The sequence below is a fragment of the Cupriavidus sp. Met-2 genome, assembly GCF_049843575.1.
Lineage (GTDB): Bacteria > Pseudomonadota > Gammaproteobacteria > Burkholderiales > Burkholderiaceae > Cupriavidus > Cupriavidus metallidurans.
On record NZ_JBBHZL010000006.1, the window covers coordinates 67959 to 82710 of the forward strand.

Annotated in this window: 12 protein-coding genes; 2 read left to right on the forward strand and 10 right to left on the reverse strand. The window is 62.8% G+C overall.

The window, feature by feature from the left end; translation table 11 throughout:
* Positions 1 to 42: 42 nt before the first annotated feature.
* The 10 genes from WD006_RS14900 to rpsB form a co-directional block, all read right to left on the reverse strand.
* Positions 43 to 576 (reverse strand): OmpH family outer membrane protein, encoded by a 534-nt coding sequence (locus tag WD006_RS14900; protein WP_011516194.1) that lies wholly within the window; start codon positions 574 to 576, stop codon positions 43 to 45.
* A gap of 21 nt (positions 577 to 597) precedes the next feature.
* Entirely contained in the window at positions 598 to 2907 is a 2310-nt protein-coding gene (gene bamA, locus WD006_RS14905) for an outer membrane protein assembly factor BamA (protein WP_008652050.1), read from the reverse strand.
* A 142-nt stretch (positions 2908 to 3049) separates the two neighbouring features.
* Positions 3050 to 4441, reverse strand: a complete 1392-nt coding sequence (gene rseP / locus WD006_RS14910) for an RIP metalloprotease RseP (RefSeq protein ID WP_029308055.1) — start codon at positions 4439 to 4441, stop codon at positions 3050 to 3052.
* Between the two features lie 41 nt (positions 4442 to 4482).
* Positions 4483 to 5661 (reverse strand): 1-deoxy-D-xylulose-5-phosphate reductoisomerase, encoded by a 1179-nt coding sequence (gene ispC, locus WD006_RS14915; protein WP_029308056.1) that lies wholly within the window; start codon positions 5659 to 5661, stop codon positions 4483 to 4485.
* Between the two features lie 31 nt (positions 5662 to 5692).
* Positions 5693 to 6514 (reverse strand): phosphatidate cytidylyltransferase, encoded by an 822-nt coding sequence (locus WD006_RS14920; protein WP_011516190.1) that lies wholly within the window; start codon positions 6512 to 6514, stop codon positions 5693 to 5695.
* Positions 6515 to 6556: 42 nt separating this feature from the next.
* Positions 6557 to 7327 (reverse strand): isoprenyl transferase, encoded by a 771-nt coding sequence (locus tag WD006_RS14925; RefSeq protein ID WP_011516189.1) that lies wholly within the window; start codon positions 7325 to 7327, stop codon positions 6557 to 6559.
* A gap of 52 nt (positions 7328 to 7379) precedes the next feature.
* Complete coding sequence (gene frr, locus WD006_RS14930; RefSeq protein ID WP_011516188.1) at positions 7380 to 7940, reverse strand: ribosome recycling factor; 561 nt, start codon at positions 7938 to 7940, stop codon at positions 7380 to 7382.
* A 108-nt stretch (positions 7941 to 8048) separates the two neighbouring features.
* Positions 8049 to 8759, reverse strand: a complete 711-nt coding sequence (pyrH, locus tag WD006_RS14935) for a UMP kinase (RefSeq protein WP_008652269.1) — start codon at positions 8757 to 8759, stop codon at positions 8049 to 8051.
* Between the two features lie 304 nt (positions 8760 to 9063).
* Entirely contained in the window at positions 9064 to 9942 is an 879-nt protein-coding gene (gene tsf / locus WD006_RS14940; protein WP_029308057.1) for a translation elongation factor Ts, read from the reverse strand.
* A gap of 227 nt (positions 9943 to 10169) precedes the next feature.
* On the reverse strand, positions 10170 to 10913 hold the full coding sequence (gene rpsB / locus WD006_RS14945; RefSeq protein WP_008652266.1) for a 30S ribosomal protein S2: 744 nt from the start codon (positions 10911 to 10913) through the stop codon (positions 10170 to 10172).
* Between the two features lie 347 nt (positions 10914 to 11260).
* On the opposite strand from rpsB, the gene map reads away from it, so the two are divergent.
* On the forward strand, positions 11261 to 12079 hold the full coding sequence (gene map, locus WD006_RS14950; RefSeq protein ID WP_029308058.1) for a type I methionyl aminopeptidase: 819 nt from the start codon (positions 11261 to 11263) through the stop codon (positions 12077 to 12079).
* 79 nt (positions 12080 to 12158) lie between these two features.
* A complete protein-coding gene (locus WD006_RS14955; RefSeq protein ID WP_029308059.1) occupies positions 12159 to 14732 on the forward strand; it encodes a [protein-PII] uridylyltransferase in 2574 nt (857 codons plus the stop codon).
* The last annotated feature ends 20 nt before the right edge of the window (positions 14733 to 14752 follow it).

The window sequence follows — 14752 nt, forward strand, 5'->3', positions numbered from 1 at the left end:
CCTTGAGAATCGAAACGGCAGACGACGCTTTGGCGCCGTCGCTTACTTGCCCGTGCTGCCGGCGTTCAGCGCCTTCATCACGTCGTCGGTGATGTCGATGCGCGGATTCACGTAAACGGCTTCCTGAACGATCAGATCATACTTGCGCTGCTCGGCGATCTGACGAATCACGCGGTTGGCACGCTCCAGCACCTGTGCCAGTTCCTCGTTACGCCGCTGGTTCAGATCCTCGCGGAACTCACGCTGCTTGCGCTGGAATTCGCGATCGAGATCGGCCACTTCGCGCTGACGGCGCTGGCGGTCCGAGTCGGCGAGCACGGCTGTGTCCTTGTCGAGCTTGTCAGCCATGGCCTTGATCTTCTGGGCCATATCCTGCAGTTCACGGTCACGCTTGGAGAATTCCTGCTCAAGCTTGACCTGTGCGGCCTTCGCGGGCTGCGAATCGCGCAGGATACGTTCCGAGTTGACCGCAGCAATGCGCGCCTCCTGAGCCATCGCCGGGGCCGCCGCGCACAAGGCCGCAGCGGCCAGCGCGGCCGCGCTCAGGGATTTCGCCAGTGGAGTGTAAATTTTCATCAAACAAATCCTCTGTGGGGATCAGAACGCGGTACCGATCTGGAACTGGAAGCGTTGAACCTTGTCAGTTTCGTCCTTCTTCAGCGGGAAGCCCATGCTGACCTTCAGCGGACCGATCGGCGAAAGCCACGACATACCGAAACCAGTCGAATACTTAAGATCGCTGAACGAAAGCGGCGCCCCTTCCTGGTAAACGTTACCGAAGTCGAAGAACGTGAACAGTCGCAGCGTGCGGTCAACACCCGAGCCAGGCAGCGGGAACACGAATTCCACGTTGCCGATCATCTTCGATGCGCCACCCACCGGGTTACCGTTCTGGTCCTTCGGACCGAGCGTGCTGGTCTGGTAGCCACGCACCGAGCCGATACCGCCGGCGTAGAAGTACTTGAACACCGGGAACGGCGTATTACCGTAACCGTGACCATAGGCCACTTCGCCGTTGAAGGCCAGCGTGAAGGACTTCGACAGCGGGTAGAAATACTGCTGCTGCAGGCTTGCGCGATAGTACTGCGTGTCGCCGCCCGGAACACCCACCTCCAGGTTGGCCTGCGTGTACGGACCCTTGGTCGGAATCAGCGCGCTGTCGCGGCGATCCCGTGCCCAGCCGATCGTGAACGGGAAGTTGTTGATCGGATCACCGCTGGCCTTACCGATCTTCTGCAGCCAGGCCGTGTACTGGTTCGGCGTGTTGGGCGAGGTGTAAACCTGCGTCCGCTCGTAGCCGATGCCGAAGAACACCGTGTCGTTCTCCGAGAACGGCACCCCGAACTTGAAGCCACCGCCAGCCGAGACGATCTTGTAGTCCTGATCACCGGTGTAGTACAGCGGGCGCGACGTACGGTAGTAGATGTCTGTCGATCGGCTAATGCCGTCAACCGTAAAGTACGGGTCGTATTGCGTCAGCGCAATCGTACGGAACGACTTGGCCGTGTTCACATCCAGGCCCAGGCTGGTACCGGAACCGAACACGTTGTCCTGGCGCAGACCTGCCTGCAGCACGAGTTTGTCGGTTGACGAGAAGCCCAGACCCAGACTGATCTGGCCGGTCGGCTTTTCCGTCACGTTCACGTTCACGTCGACCTGGTCGGGCGCGCCCGGCACGTCTTCAGTGGTGATGTTGGTGTCAGTGAAGTAGCCCGTCCGGTTGATACGTGCCTGCGACTGCTGGAGCTTTTCGCTGTCGAACCACGACGATTCCATCTGGCGCATCTCGCGGCGCACCACTTCGTCACGCGTCTTGCTGTTACCCACCACGTTCACGCGGCGCACGTAGACGCGGCGGCCCGGGTCGACCATCAGGGTCAGCGCCACTTCACGCTTTTCCTTATCCACCTGCGGTTGCGGGTTGATCGTCGTAAAGGCGTAGCCGTACGTGCCGAGCAGGTCCGTAATTGCCTTGGTGCTGGCCGTCAGCTTTTCGGACGAGAAGATGTCGCCCTTCTTGAGCTGCAGCAGCTTCTCCATCTCTTCCTGCTTGCCGAGCGTTTCGCCGGCCAGGCGGATGTCGGACACCTTGTATTGATCCCCTTCGCTGATATTCAGCGTCAGGTAAATGTCCTTCTTGTCCGGCGTGATCGACACCTGCGTCGACTCGATCTGGAATTCGAGGTAGCCGCGGTTGAGATAGTACGAACGCAGCGCCTCCAGGTCAGCCGTCAGCTTCTGCTTCGAATAGAGGTCGTTCTTGGTGTACCAGGAGAGCCAGTTCGGCGTGGAAAGCTGCATTTCATCGCGCAGCGTGCTTTCCTTGAATGCCTTGTTGCCGACGATATTGATCTGGCGGATCTTGGCGACCGGGCCCTCATCAACGTTGAACACCACTGACACGCGATTGCGGTCCACTGGCGTCACAGTGGTCTGCACCTCGGCGGCATAGTAGCCGCGAGCCACATACTGGCGCTTGAGCTCCTGCTCTGCCTTGTCGATCAGCGCCTTGTCGTAATAGCGGGCCTCGGCCACGCCAACGGCGCGCAGCGAGCGGCGCAGCGTGTCCTTGTCGAATTCCTTGATGCCGACGAACTCCAGCTGCGAGATCGCCGGACGTTCCTCGACCTGGACAACCAGAACGCCGTCTTCGGCGCGGATCTGTACGTCCTTGAAAAAACCGGTGTTATAGAGCGCGCGAATCGCGTCCGCACCCTTGTCGTCGGTGAAAGTTTCGCCAACGCGAACTGGCAGGTAGCCGAAGACCGTGCCCGGCTCGACGCGCTGCAGGCCCTCCACACGGATATCCTTGACCACGAACGGATCGGCGGCAAAGCCCGCCGGGCTCCAAGCCGCAATAATGGCACTCGTCAGTAGACCCAGCGAGATGCGCTTATTTCTGATCAAAGTCGATCCCCTCTTCCTCATCGATTTCATGCAGGGCATTGGCTCCAAGCCTGGCAATGCTGGCACGGCTGCCCGATCCCGACGAGGTTCTTCCCCTGGGATACGATCGCCCCCTGCCAACTTGGGCTCCGGCTACGCGAAATTAGCCGCGCGCCAGAAACAGTCGGCTGACGTCATTGAACAAAGCGAGTGAGGTCAGGAGCAAGATGCACGCGATGCCTACCTTCTGCAGCATCGCTTGCCAATGGTCTGGAACAGGCCTGCCAGTCAAAAATTCCACGCAATAATACAGCAAATGCCCACCATCCAGAACCGGAATAGGTAACAAATTCAGCACGCCGAGGCTGACACTGACCAATGCCAGAAAGCTGATAAATGGCTGCCAGCCCATGTTCGCAGCGCGTCCCGCATAGTCAGCCACGGTCAGCGGCCCGCTCAAATTCTGCAGGGACGCCTGCCCCACCAGCATCTTGCCGAGCAGTTTCAACGACAGCGCGCTGGTGTTCCAAACCTGGTCCGCAGCCCGCGCCACCGCCTGTACCAGCGGGTACCGGACGATCTCTGTCTGGACGGACTGGTTGAGCGCGGCGCCCAACTTGCCGACCTGAGACCCCCCACGGGCCTCGCCTTCGGGCGCTGGCGCCGCGTCGAGTTTCGCCTTGACGTCAATACGTTCCCCTGCCCGCTCGATACCTAGCGTGACCTCCTGCCCGGGACGGGCACGGACACCGCGAATCAGCGCGCTGGCCTGTGTGAGGGGCTGCCCATCCCATGCCACTACCCGGTCGCCGGCCTTGAGCCCGGCGCGCTGCGCCGCGGAATCGGGGACGATCTCGGTAATGGTCACCGGACCGCCCTTGAGGGCCAGGCCCAGAACGGCCAGTGGATCCTGCTCTGGATCTCCGCCTGTATTCGGAAGGCGTGCCAAGGTAACATCGCGCTCTGCCCCATCGATGCCACGCACCCGCAGTACCGCCCGCGCATCCCCGAAGCCCTGGGAAAACACGGCCATACGCAGATCATTCCAGGAGCGCACGGCTTCGGTATGGTCGTTTGCGATCAGCGACAGCACGCGATCGCCGTCCCGCACGCCGGCCTGCGCCGCAAGCGTCCCGGCGGCCGGCGCGGCCACCACCGGCACCGGCTCGCGCATCCCACCCGCGAACAGCACCACGTACAACACGACGGCCAGCAAGAAATTCGCCAGCGGCCCGGCGGCCACGACGACAAAGCGCTTGCCTACCGGCTGGCGATTGAACGCACGGGGCAACTCCGCGGGATCGATCGGCGGATCGGTCTCCGGGTCACGCTCGCGCTCATCCAGCATCTTGACGTAGCCGCCCAGCGGAATTGCCGCCAGCGTCCACTCCGTCTTGTCACGGCCCTTGCCGACCCAACGCACCAACGGACGGCCAAAGCCGATCGAGAAGCGCAGCACCTTGACGCCGCAAGCGCGCGCGGCAAGGTAGTGCCCCATCTCGTGCACAAAGATCAGGATACAGAGGGCGACGACGAACGCAATTACGGTTTGCATGGCAAATCACCCTTTTCAGAATCTGCCCACGGCGGACTGGTTCAACGGCCAGCCAGGCTTCCCAACTGCGCCTGCGCGCCGCGACGCGCTGCTGAATCGGCAGCCAGCACGCCCTCGAGCGTATCAGCCGATCCGTCCGCCGGCTGCTCCAGCACGGTTGCCACCACGCGAGCGATATCGGTGAAGCGGATCTTGCCGTTCAGGAACGCTTCCACGGCCACCTCGTTGGCTGCATTTAGCACTGCGGGCGCCACGCCGCCGGCACGCAATGCATCAAAGGCTAGCCCAAGGCATGGGAAGCGCTCAAGGTCTGGAGTCTCAAAATGCAGGCCACCGGCAACCGTCAGATCGAGCGGCGTTACACCGGAGTCGATCCGCTCCGGATAGGCCATACCGTAGGCGATGGGTGTCCGCATGTCGGGGTTGCCCAGTTGCGCCAGCACGGAGCCGTCCGCGTAGGCCACCATCGAGTGGACAATGCTTTGCGGATGGATCAGCACCTCGATTTTCTCGGCCGGCGCGCCAAACAGCCAGTGCGCCTCGATGACCTCGAGACCCTTGTTCATCATCGTCGCGGAATCGACCGATATCTTCCGCCCCATCACCCACTTCGGATGCGCGCAGGCCTGGTCGGGCGTGATGTCGTGCAGCGTGGACGGATCACGCGTGCGGAACGGGCCACCCGAGGCGGTAAGCAGCACCTTCGATACCCCGGCGCCATAGCGCGGATCACTGGTCGGCAGGCACTGGAAGATGGCGTTGTGTTCGCTGTCGATGGGCAGCAGCGTGGCGCCATGCTCACGCACGGCATCCATGAAGATGCCGCCGGACATCACAAGCGATTCCTTGTTGGCCAGCAGCACACGTTTGCCGGCCCGAGCAGCCGCCAGCGAGGATCGCAAGCCTGCCGCACCGACGATGGCAGCCATCACGGCATCCGTGCCAGCGTCCTCGGCGATGGATTCGAGCGCGGTCTCGCCATAGCTCACCTCGGTGGGAACACCGGCGGCACGCAGCTTGGCTTCGAGTTCACGCGCCGCCTCGGCCGAACCTACCACGGCCCGCGCGGGACGAAACTCCACGCAGGCGGCCGCCAGCTTGTCGACCTGCCGATGCGCGCTGAGTGCGTGGACAGTGTAGCGATCCGGATGGCGTCGAACCACGTCAAGTGTGCTCTCGCCGATGGAACCCGTAGCGCCGAGGATGGTGATGCGTTGCATAGAAGCTGGAATGCGAAATCAGATTATTTGTTCAGATCCACGCGAGCAGCAGAGCCGCCAGCGGGAACACCGGGATCAACGCATCGATCCGGTCCAGGATCCCGCCATGGCCGGGTAGCAGACGGCTGCTGTCCTTCATGCCGACCTGGCGCTTGAGCAGCGACTCGAACAAGTCGCCGACAATACTGGCCGCGACCAGCAGCGTGGTCAGGATAACCACGAGGCGCAGCCCGCCCTTGTCGGCAACCAACGAGTACCACGTTGGGGCGAACGTGTGCGTCGCGGCCAGCGAGAGCGCCACGATCATCGCCAGCAGCCAGCCGCCAATGGCACCCTCCCAGGACTTGCCCGGACTGATCGTGGGTGCCAGCTTGCGCTTGCCGATGGCCTTGCCAACGAAGTATGCGCCGATATCGGCGGCCCAGACCAGCACGGCAGCCGTCAGCAGCACGCCAATGCCCGCAGCCCGAAGCACCATGACGGCGTGACCGAAGGCCGGCAGCATGATCAGCCCCAGAACGACGCCTAGCGCCGTGAACGCGGGGGTGGCAGTTCGCACGCCGCGCGCCATCAGCACCAGCGCCACACCCCAGGCAATCAGGGACGCCTCCAGCAGCCACGTCACCGCGTCACGCTGCGGCGCATCATGCCATCCGATCAGGACCAGCAGGCAAGCTACTGCGTACACATAGGGCCAGGCCCCGCGCAACCCGATCAGGCGACCAAACTCCCAGCCGCCCAGCAGCACGATGACGGCGACCAGCCCCGCCAGTGCCGCCGGCGGCGCCAGGAACAGGATCGGCAGGATCAACAGCAACAGGCATACGGCGGTGATGACGCGGGTAAGGAGCATATGCGCTGTGGGTTCCCGTGAGTTTGTTGGGCGTTGGATGCGTCAGGCTGTACCGGACAGGCCTGGCGCCACCAGCTGCGCGCTGGTCCGTCCGAAGCGCCGCTCGCGCTGACGGTACGAGGCAAAGGCCTTGTCCAGCTCGGCGGCATCAAAATCCGGCCAGAACGTTTCGGTGAAGTACAACTCCGTGTAGGCAAGCTGCCAGAGCAGGAAGTTGCTGATGCGCTGCTCCCCGCCGGTGCGGATGAACAGGTCCGGCTCGGGCGCGTAGGCCATAGCCAGATGCGGCGCCAGAACGGACTCGTCGATCGCGTCCGAATCGAGCAACGGCGAACGCGCCAGCATCTTGCGCATCGCCTGGAGCAGGTCCCAGCGGCCGCCATAGTTGGCGGCGATCGTCACGGTCAGGCCCGTATTGCCTTCCGTGCGCGCCTCGGCATCCTTGATCGCCTGCTGGATGCGCGGGCTGAACCGGCTGAGATCGCCGACCACACGCAGGCGAATATTGTTGGCGTGCATCCTGACCACTTCGCGACGCAAGGCGGTCATGAACAGACGCATCAGGAATGACACCTCGTCGGCGGGCCTGCGCCAGTTCTCGGAACTGAATGCAAACAGCGTCAGGTACTGCACGCCACGAGCGGCGCACGCCTGCACGATCTCGCGCACTGCGTCCAGGCCACGGTTGTGGCCGGCCACGCGGGGCAGATGACGCTGCGTCGCCCAGCGACCGTTGCCATCCATGATGATGGCAACGTGCCGAGGCACATAGGTGGTATCGGGAACGCCTAGCGTCGAACTGATGTGCTGCATGGATTCGCGGACGATATCCGGCAACCCTGGCGGCTCGGCCGCCAGGACGGCCTTACACCGTCATGATCTCCTTCTCTTTCTCGGCAACGAGCTTGTCGATTTCGGCCACGAACTTGTCCGTGAGCTTCTGCACTTCGTCCTGACCGCGACGCTCGTCGTCCTCGGAAATTGCCTTGTCCTTGACCAGCTTCTTGAACTGCTCGTTGGCGTCGCGGCGCAGGTTGCGCACGGCCACCTTGGCGCCTTCGGCTTCGCCCTTGACGACCTTGGTCAGCTCCCTGCGGCGCTCTTCGGTCAGCGGGGGCATCGGCACGCGGATCACGTCGCCCATCGTGGCCGGGTTCAGGCCCAGATCGCCGTCGCGAATCGCCTTTTCCACAGCCTGGACCATCTTCTTTTCCCAGGGCTGCACGGAGATCGTGCGGGCGTCGGCAAGGCTGACTGCAGCCACCTGGCTGATGGGCACCATCGAGCCGTAGTAATCCACCTGAACATGGTCAAGCAAGCCGGTATGAGCGCGGCCGGTACGAACTTTCGCCAGATCGGCCTTGAAAGCTTCGATCGACTTCTGCATCTTCTGCTCGACGCTCTTCTTAGTGTCGGCGACGGTCATGATTACCTCCGAAAAACGGCCAGACATGATCCCGCCCAGCGGGATCGAAAATGAAACATTCTACTCTGAGGAAGGACCGAATCCGCATCCAGATGCGGTCCCCGCCCCTTAAACGTGCACCAGCGTGCCCTCATCCTCGCCCAGGATCACGCGCTTCAGTGCGCCCGGCTTGACGATCGAAAACACCTTGATTGGCAGCTTCTGGTCACGGCACAGCGCGAACGCGGTGGCGTCCATGACCTGCAGGTTGCGGGAAATGGCTTCGTCGAACGAGATGGTCGTGTAGCGCGTGGCGCTCGGATCCTTCTTGGGATCGGCGGTATACACGCCGTCCACCTTGGTCGCCTTGAGCACGATTTCAGCACCGATTTCAGAGCCACGCAGCGCCGCGGCCGTATCGGTCGTGAAGAACGGGTTGCCGGTGCCGGCGGCGAAGATCACCACCTTGCCCTCTTCGAGCTGGCGAATCGCGCGCGGGCGGATATACGGCTCGACGACCTGGTCCATGCGCAGCGCGGACTGCACACGGCCTTCGATGCTGGCGTGGCGCATCGCGTCCTGCAAGGCCAGCGCATTCATCATCGTGGCCAGCATACCCATGTAATCGGCCGTTGCGCGGTCCATGCCGGCAGCACCGCCAGCGACACCGCGGAAGATATTACCGCCGCCGATGACGACCGCGACCTGGACACCCAGCTTCACGATTTCGGCAATGTCATTGACCATGCCCTCGATGGTGGCACGGTTGATACCGAAGGCATCGTCGCCCATCAGGGCTTCACCGGACAATTTCAGAAGGACGCGCTTATAGGCAGGCATGTTCACCTCGGGCTGGTTCTTGATCGCTCGTTTGAACGGAGGGTGGGCGCGGGCGGCACGAAGCATCTGCGCACCGGCCGCGCAAAAATACGGATCGCTTGACTGAGACAAGCCGGTTTTCGCTGTCATCTGCCCGCAACATCTGTCAAAAGACGCGCGAAATGCCGGTGACTGCGAAAACTGGCTGGTGCGGCGCCACTGAAGGCCGCACTTGTGCAGAGGGGCACCTTTCGGCGCCCCTCTGCATTATACGGTGGCCAGGTGGTCACCCCTCAAGGGGGAAATCCGCCCAGCCACCAGGACATCAGGCCTTCTGGGCGGCGGCCACCTGGGCAGCCACTTCAGCAGCGAAATCGTCCTGCTTCTTCTCGATGCCTTCGCCAACCACGTACAGCGTGAAACCCTTCACGGTCGTGTTGACGCCCTTCAGCATCTGTTCCACGGTCTGCTTGTCGTTCTTCACGAACGACTGGTTCAGCAGCGAAACTTCCTTCAGGTACTTCTGGACCGAACCTTCCACCATCTTGGCGACGATCTCGGCCGGCTTGCCCGATTCGGCAGCCTTTTGCTCGGCGATGCTGCGCTCCTTGGCGATCAGCTCGGCGGGCACCTGGTCAGCCGACAGCGACACCGGCTTCATGGCGGCCACGTGCATGGCGACGTCCTTGGCGGCGGTTTCGTCGCCATCGAACTCAACCATCACGCCAATACGGGTGCCGTGCAGGTACGAAACCAGCTTGCCACCGTTGGTGTAACGCACGAAGCGGCGGATCGTCATGTTCTCGCCGATCTTGCCGATCAGGGCCGAGCGCACGGCGTCGACGGTCGAACCGTCCATCTCCAGCGCCGACAGAGCAGCCACATCGGCCGGGTTCTGCTTGGCTACCAGTTCGGCAACCTTGGCACCGAAGCCCAGGAAGTCGTCGTTCTTCGACACGAAGTCGGTTTCGCAGTTCAGTTCGACCAGCGCGCCCGTGGTGCCGTCGATGTACGAAACCACGATGCCTTCTGCGGTCACGCGCGAAGCAGCCTTGCTGGCCTTGTTGCCCAGCTTGACGCGCAGCAGTTCTTCAGCCTTGCCCAGATCGCCGTCGGCTTCCGTCAGGGCCTTCTTGCATTCCATCATCGGCGCGTCGGTCTTCGCGCGCAGTTCTGCAACCATGCTTGCGGTAATTGCCGCCATTTGTCACTCCTTGATTGGTTCGGGCCAGCTGCCCAGCACGTCGCGCGTGGCAGCCGGCCGGGATCAGATCCACTTCAGTCCGGCTTCACCCGCGGCGAATAGTATCCGCGGCGGATGACAACAAATTCTGTTTGCAAAAAGGGGGCGCCAGCTGTGCCCCCTTTTTTAGTTGCCGCAAGGCAGGCGTCAGTGGCCGGTGTGCCCCGGCCTCAGACGCCAGCGGGCAATCAGCCTTCCTGGACTTCGACGAATTCGTCGTCGCCGCGTGCGGCTTCCACGACTTCCTGAACCGCGTTTGCACGGCCTTCCAGGATCGCGTCGGCCACGCCGCGCACGTACAGGGCCACAGCCTTGCTCGAGTCGTCGTTACCCGGGATCACGTAGTCGATGCCTTCCGGCGAGTGGTTCGTGTCGACCACGCCGATCACGGGGATACCCAGCTTGTTGGCTTCGGTCACGGCGATCTTGTGGTAGCCGACATCCACCACGAAGATGGCGTCAGGAATGCCACCCATGTCCTTGATGCCGCCGATGGACTTTTCCAGCTTTTCCATCTCGCGCTCGAACATCAGCGCTTCCTTCTTGCTCATGGTTTCCAGCGCGCCGGCTTCCTTGGCGGCTTCCATGTCCTTCAGGCGCTTGATCGAGATCTTGACGGTCTTGAAGTTCGTCAGCATGCCGCCGAGCCAGCGGGCGTCGACGTAGGGCATGCCAGCGCGACCAGCTTCTTCAGCCAGGATTTCGCGCGATTGACGCTTGGTACCCACGAAAAGCACGGTGCCGCGGTTTGCTGCCAGTTGGCGCACGTACTTCAGCGCGTCCTGGAACATCGGCAGGGTCTTTTCGAGGTTGATAATGTGGATCTTGTTGCGGTGACCGAAAATGAAGGGGGCCATCTTCGGGTTCCAGAAGCGGGTCTGGTGGCCAAAGTGGCAACCGGCTTCCAGCATTTCGCGCATAGTCACGGACATGAGAGGTGCTCCAATAGGGTTTGGTCTGAAGTCCGCCCCGACATTCCTGAAAAGGAACACCCCGGATGGGCGGACCAGCGATTTACAAAAAAGTGATTTCTGACCCGCCTGAGCCACCGCAACGCTTGTCGAGCAGCCCGGAGCAAGTCAGCCCGTGATTGTAGCAACAAAGTCGGGGTCGGCTCAACCCCCTTGGAAATCGACCAAGAGCAGCCCGCTCCGCCGCCGTCAATCGGACAATTCCCCGTGTTCCCCCTGCTTTCCCGTCACGATGGTGCGATAATCCCGTTTTGCGAATCGTTTCCGGCGCGGCCTGTGGCTGAGCCGTCACTTACAGGCAAAGCAGCATGAGCATCCATATCAACACCGCCGAAGACATCGCCCAAATGCGCGTGGCTTGCCGCCTTGCCTCCGAGGTCCTCGACTACATCACCCCACACGTGAAGCCCGGCGTCACCACCGGCGAACTCGACCGCCTCTGCCACGCGTATATGCGCGACGTGCAGGGCACCGTGCCGGCGCCGCTGAACTATGCGCCCCCCGGTTACCCGCCCTTCCCTGGCGCCATCTGCACGTCGGTCAACGACGTGATCTGCCACGGCATTCCGGGCGATCGCGTGCTGAAGAGCGGCGACGTGGTGAATCTCGACATCACCGTGATCACCAAGGAAGGCTACTACGGCGACACGAGCCGCATGTTCGTGGTCGGCGAGGCATCGATCCTGGCCAAGCGCCTGTCCCAGATCACTTACGAATGCATGTGGAAGGGCATCCAGCAGGTGCGCAACGGCGCGCGCCTCGGCGACATCGGTCATGCTATCCAGACCCATGCCGAGGCCGCCGGCTATACCGTGGTGCGCGAATACTGCGGCCACGGCATCGGCAAGGTCTTCCACTCGGACCCGCAGGTCCTGCATTACGGCCGTCCAGCCACTGGGATGGAGATCAAGACCGGCATGATCTTCACGGTCGAGCCGATGATCAACGCAGGCAAGCGCGATATCCGCACGATGCCTGACCAGTGGACCGTCAAGACGCGCGACCGCAGCCTGTCGGCCCAATGGGAGCACACCGTGCTCGTGACCGAAACCGGCTACGAAGTGCTGACGCTTTCCGAAGGCTCGCCGTTGCCGCCTGCGTTCATTACGGAAACCGTGGCGGCCTGACGCCGCATCGTTCGCCAGGGCGCCAACCACGGCGCCCTTTCTTCTTGCAGCCGTGCCTACGACCTCCATCGACCCGCCCATGGACACCACGCCGGAACTGCTGCTCTGCCAGCGCATTCGCGACAAGCTCAAAGCTGACAAGCAGGTGCTGTTCGCCGAATTCGACGCGAACAACCAGGTCAATCCACTCGTCACCAAGCTGCGCCGCGCCGTCGACGTCGCGCTGACGGAAGCCTGGACCGGCCTGGAACTGCCCGGAGATGTCGCCCTGGTGGCGGTGGGCGGCTATGGGCGCGGCGAGCTGTTCCCCCACTCCGACGTCGATGTGCTGCTGCTCCTGCCCGGCGAGCCCGATGCGGAAATGGCAGCGAAACTCGAGCGCTTCATCGGCCTATGCTGGGACCTGGGCCTCGAGATCGGTTCGTCGGTACGTACGGTCGACGACTGCATCCGCGAGTCGGCGGCCGACATCACGATCCGCACATCGCTGCTCGAGGCACGTCTGCTGATCGGCAACAAGGCGCTTTTCAAGTCCTTGCAGACGCGCTATCAGGCCGACATGGACGCGGCCGACTTCTTCCAGGCCAAACTGCTGGAAATGCGCCAGCGACATGCCAAGTACCAGGACACGCCGTACGCACTGGAACCGAACTGCAAGGAAAGCCCGGGCGGCTTGCGCGACCTGCAGGTCATCCTGTGGATGACCGAGGCCGCCAGGCTCGGCGACAGCTGGAAGCAACTGTTCGAGCGCGGCCTGCTGACCGAGCGCGAAGCGCAGGAACTCACGCGCAACGAGCGCCTGCTGCGCACGATCCGCGCTCGCCTGCACCTGCTGGCCGGCCGCCGCCAGGACGTGCTCGTGTTCGACTTGCAGACGGCGCTGGCCGAAGCATTCGGCTATCGGCAAACCACGAACAAGCGCGCCAGCGAACAGCTGATGCGCCGCTACTACTGGGCAGCCAAGGCGGTCACGCAGCTCAACAGCGTGCTACTGCTGAACATCGAGGCGATGCTGTTCCCGAGCGAGTCGATGGTCACGCGCGAGATCAACGATCGTTTCGTCGAACGCCAGGGGATGCTGGAGATCACGAGCGACGATCTCTACGAGCGCAATCCGCACGCGATCCTGGAGACGTTCCTGCTCTATGAGCGCACGCCCGGCGTGAAAGGCCTTTCGCCGCGCACGCTGCGCGGGCTCTACAACGCGCGAACGGTCATGGACGCCAGCTGGCGCAACGATCCGGTGAACCGTCGCCTGTTCCTGGCCATCGTCCAGGAGCCGCAGGGGATCACCCATGCGTTGCGCCTGATGAACCAGACCAGCGTGCTAGGCCGCTACCTGATCAATTTCCGACGCATCGTCGGCCAGATGCAGCACGACCTGTTCCACGTCTATACCGTGGACCAGCACATCCTGATGGTCGTGCGCAATATGCGCCGCTTCGCCATCGTCGAGCATACGCATGAGTTTCCGTTCTGCAGCCAGTTGATGGCCGGCTTCGACCGCCCATGGGTGCTGTGGGTGGCGGCGCTGTTCCATGACATCGCCAAGGGTCGTGGCGGCGATCATTCGAAGCTCGGCACCGTCGATGCGCGCCGCTTCTGCAAGCAGCATGGCATCTCGCGCGAGGACACCGACCTGATCGCGTGGCTGGTCGAGCATCACCTGACGATGAGCCACGTCGCCCAGAAACAGGACCTGACCGACCCCGACGTGGTCAAGGCATTCGCCCAGGTAGTGGGCAACGGGCGCTATCTGACCGCGCTGTACCTGCTGACCGTGGCCGATATCCGCGGCACCAGCCCGAAAGTCTGGAATGCCTGGAAGGGCAAGCTGCTCGAGGACCTGTACCGCATCACGCTGCGCGTGCTCGGCGGCGCGCGGCTCGACACGCATTCGCTCTGGGCGCAGAAGCGCGACGACACGATCGCCCAACTGCGACTGAAAGCATTCGATCCCGAACTGGCCAAGCCGCTGTGGGACAAGCTCGACATGTCGTTCTTCATGCGGCAGGACGCTCGCGACATCGCCTGGCTCACGCGCAGTCTGTTCAACAAGGTGAACAGTCCCAACCCCGTGGTCAAAGCGCGCATCTCGCCGGCGGGCGAAGGCCTCCAGGTGGCGGTCTACGTCAAGGATCAGCCCGACCTGTTCGCGCGTATCTGCGGCTACTTCGAGCGCAAGGCCTTTTCGATTCAGGACGCCAAGATCGAGACCACGCGCGACGGGTACGCGCTGGATACGTTCCAGATCACGGACCCAGGCCTTGCCGGTGACTACCGCGACATCCTGACGCTGGTCGAGCACGAACTCGGTGAGCGCGTGCGGCTGGAGTGCCCACTGCCCGACCCTACACAAGGACGCCTGTCGCGCCAGTCGCGCAGTTTCCCCATCAAGCCGCGCGTGGACCTGCGTCCCGACGAGCGCGGCCAGTATTACCTGCTGTCGGTATCCGCCAACGACCGCACCGGCCTGCTGTACGCGATCGCGCGCGTGCTGGCCAAACATCGCGTGTCCGTGCATTCGGCACGCATCAATACGCTCGGTGAACGCGTGGAAGACGTGTTCCTGGTCGACGGCTCGCGACTGGCCGCCGACAACCGATTGCAGATTCAGCTTGAACAGGACCTGCTCGACGCGCTGGCCATCTAAGGCCGGCACGCCGGTAGTTG

Coding starts and splice junctions, on each gene's coding strand:
- rpsB (WP_008652266.1), bottom strand. CDS start 10,913: ATGTCCGTGACTATGCGCGAAATGCTGGAAGCCGGTTGCCACTTTGGC.
- tsf (WP_029308057.1), bottom strand. CDS start 9,942: ATGGCGGCAATTACCGCAAGCATGGTTGCAGAACTGCGCGCGAAGACC.
- WD006_RS14925 (WP_011516189.1), bottom strand. CDS start 7,327: ATGCAGCACATCAGTTCGACGCTAGGCGTTCCCGATACCACCTATGTG.
- WD006_RS14955 (WP_029308059.1), top strand. CDS start 12,159: ATGGACACCACGCCGGAACTGCTGCTCTGCCAGCGCATTCGCGACAAG.
- WD006_RS14920 (WP_011516190.1), bottom strand. CDS start 6,514: ATGCTCCTTACCCGCGTCATCACCGCCGTATGCCTGTTGCTGTTGATC.
- map (WP_029308058.1), top strand. CDS start 11,261: ATGAGCATCCATATCAACACCGCCGAAGACATCGCCCAAATGCGCGTG.
- ispC (WP_029308056.1), bottom strand. CDS start 5,661: ATGCAACGCATCACCATCCTCGGCGCTACGGGTTCCATCGGCGAGAGC.
- pyrH (WP_008652269.1), bottom strand. CDS start 8,759: ATGCCTGCCTATAAGCGCGTCCTTCTGAAATTGTCCGGTGAAGCCCTG.
- rseP (WP_029308055.1), bottom strand. CDS start 4,441: ATGCAAACCGTAATTGCGTTCGTCGTCGCCCTCTGTATCCTGATCTTT.
- WD006_RS14900 (WP_011516194.1), bottom strand. CDS start 576: ATGAAAATTTACACTCCACTGGCGAAATCCCTGAGCGCGGCCGCGCTG.
- frr (WP_011516188.1), bottom strand. CDS start 7,940: ATGACCGTCGCCGACACTAAGAAGAGCGTCGAGCAGAAGATGCAGAAG.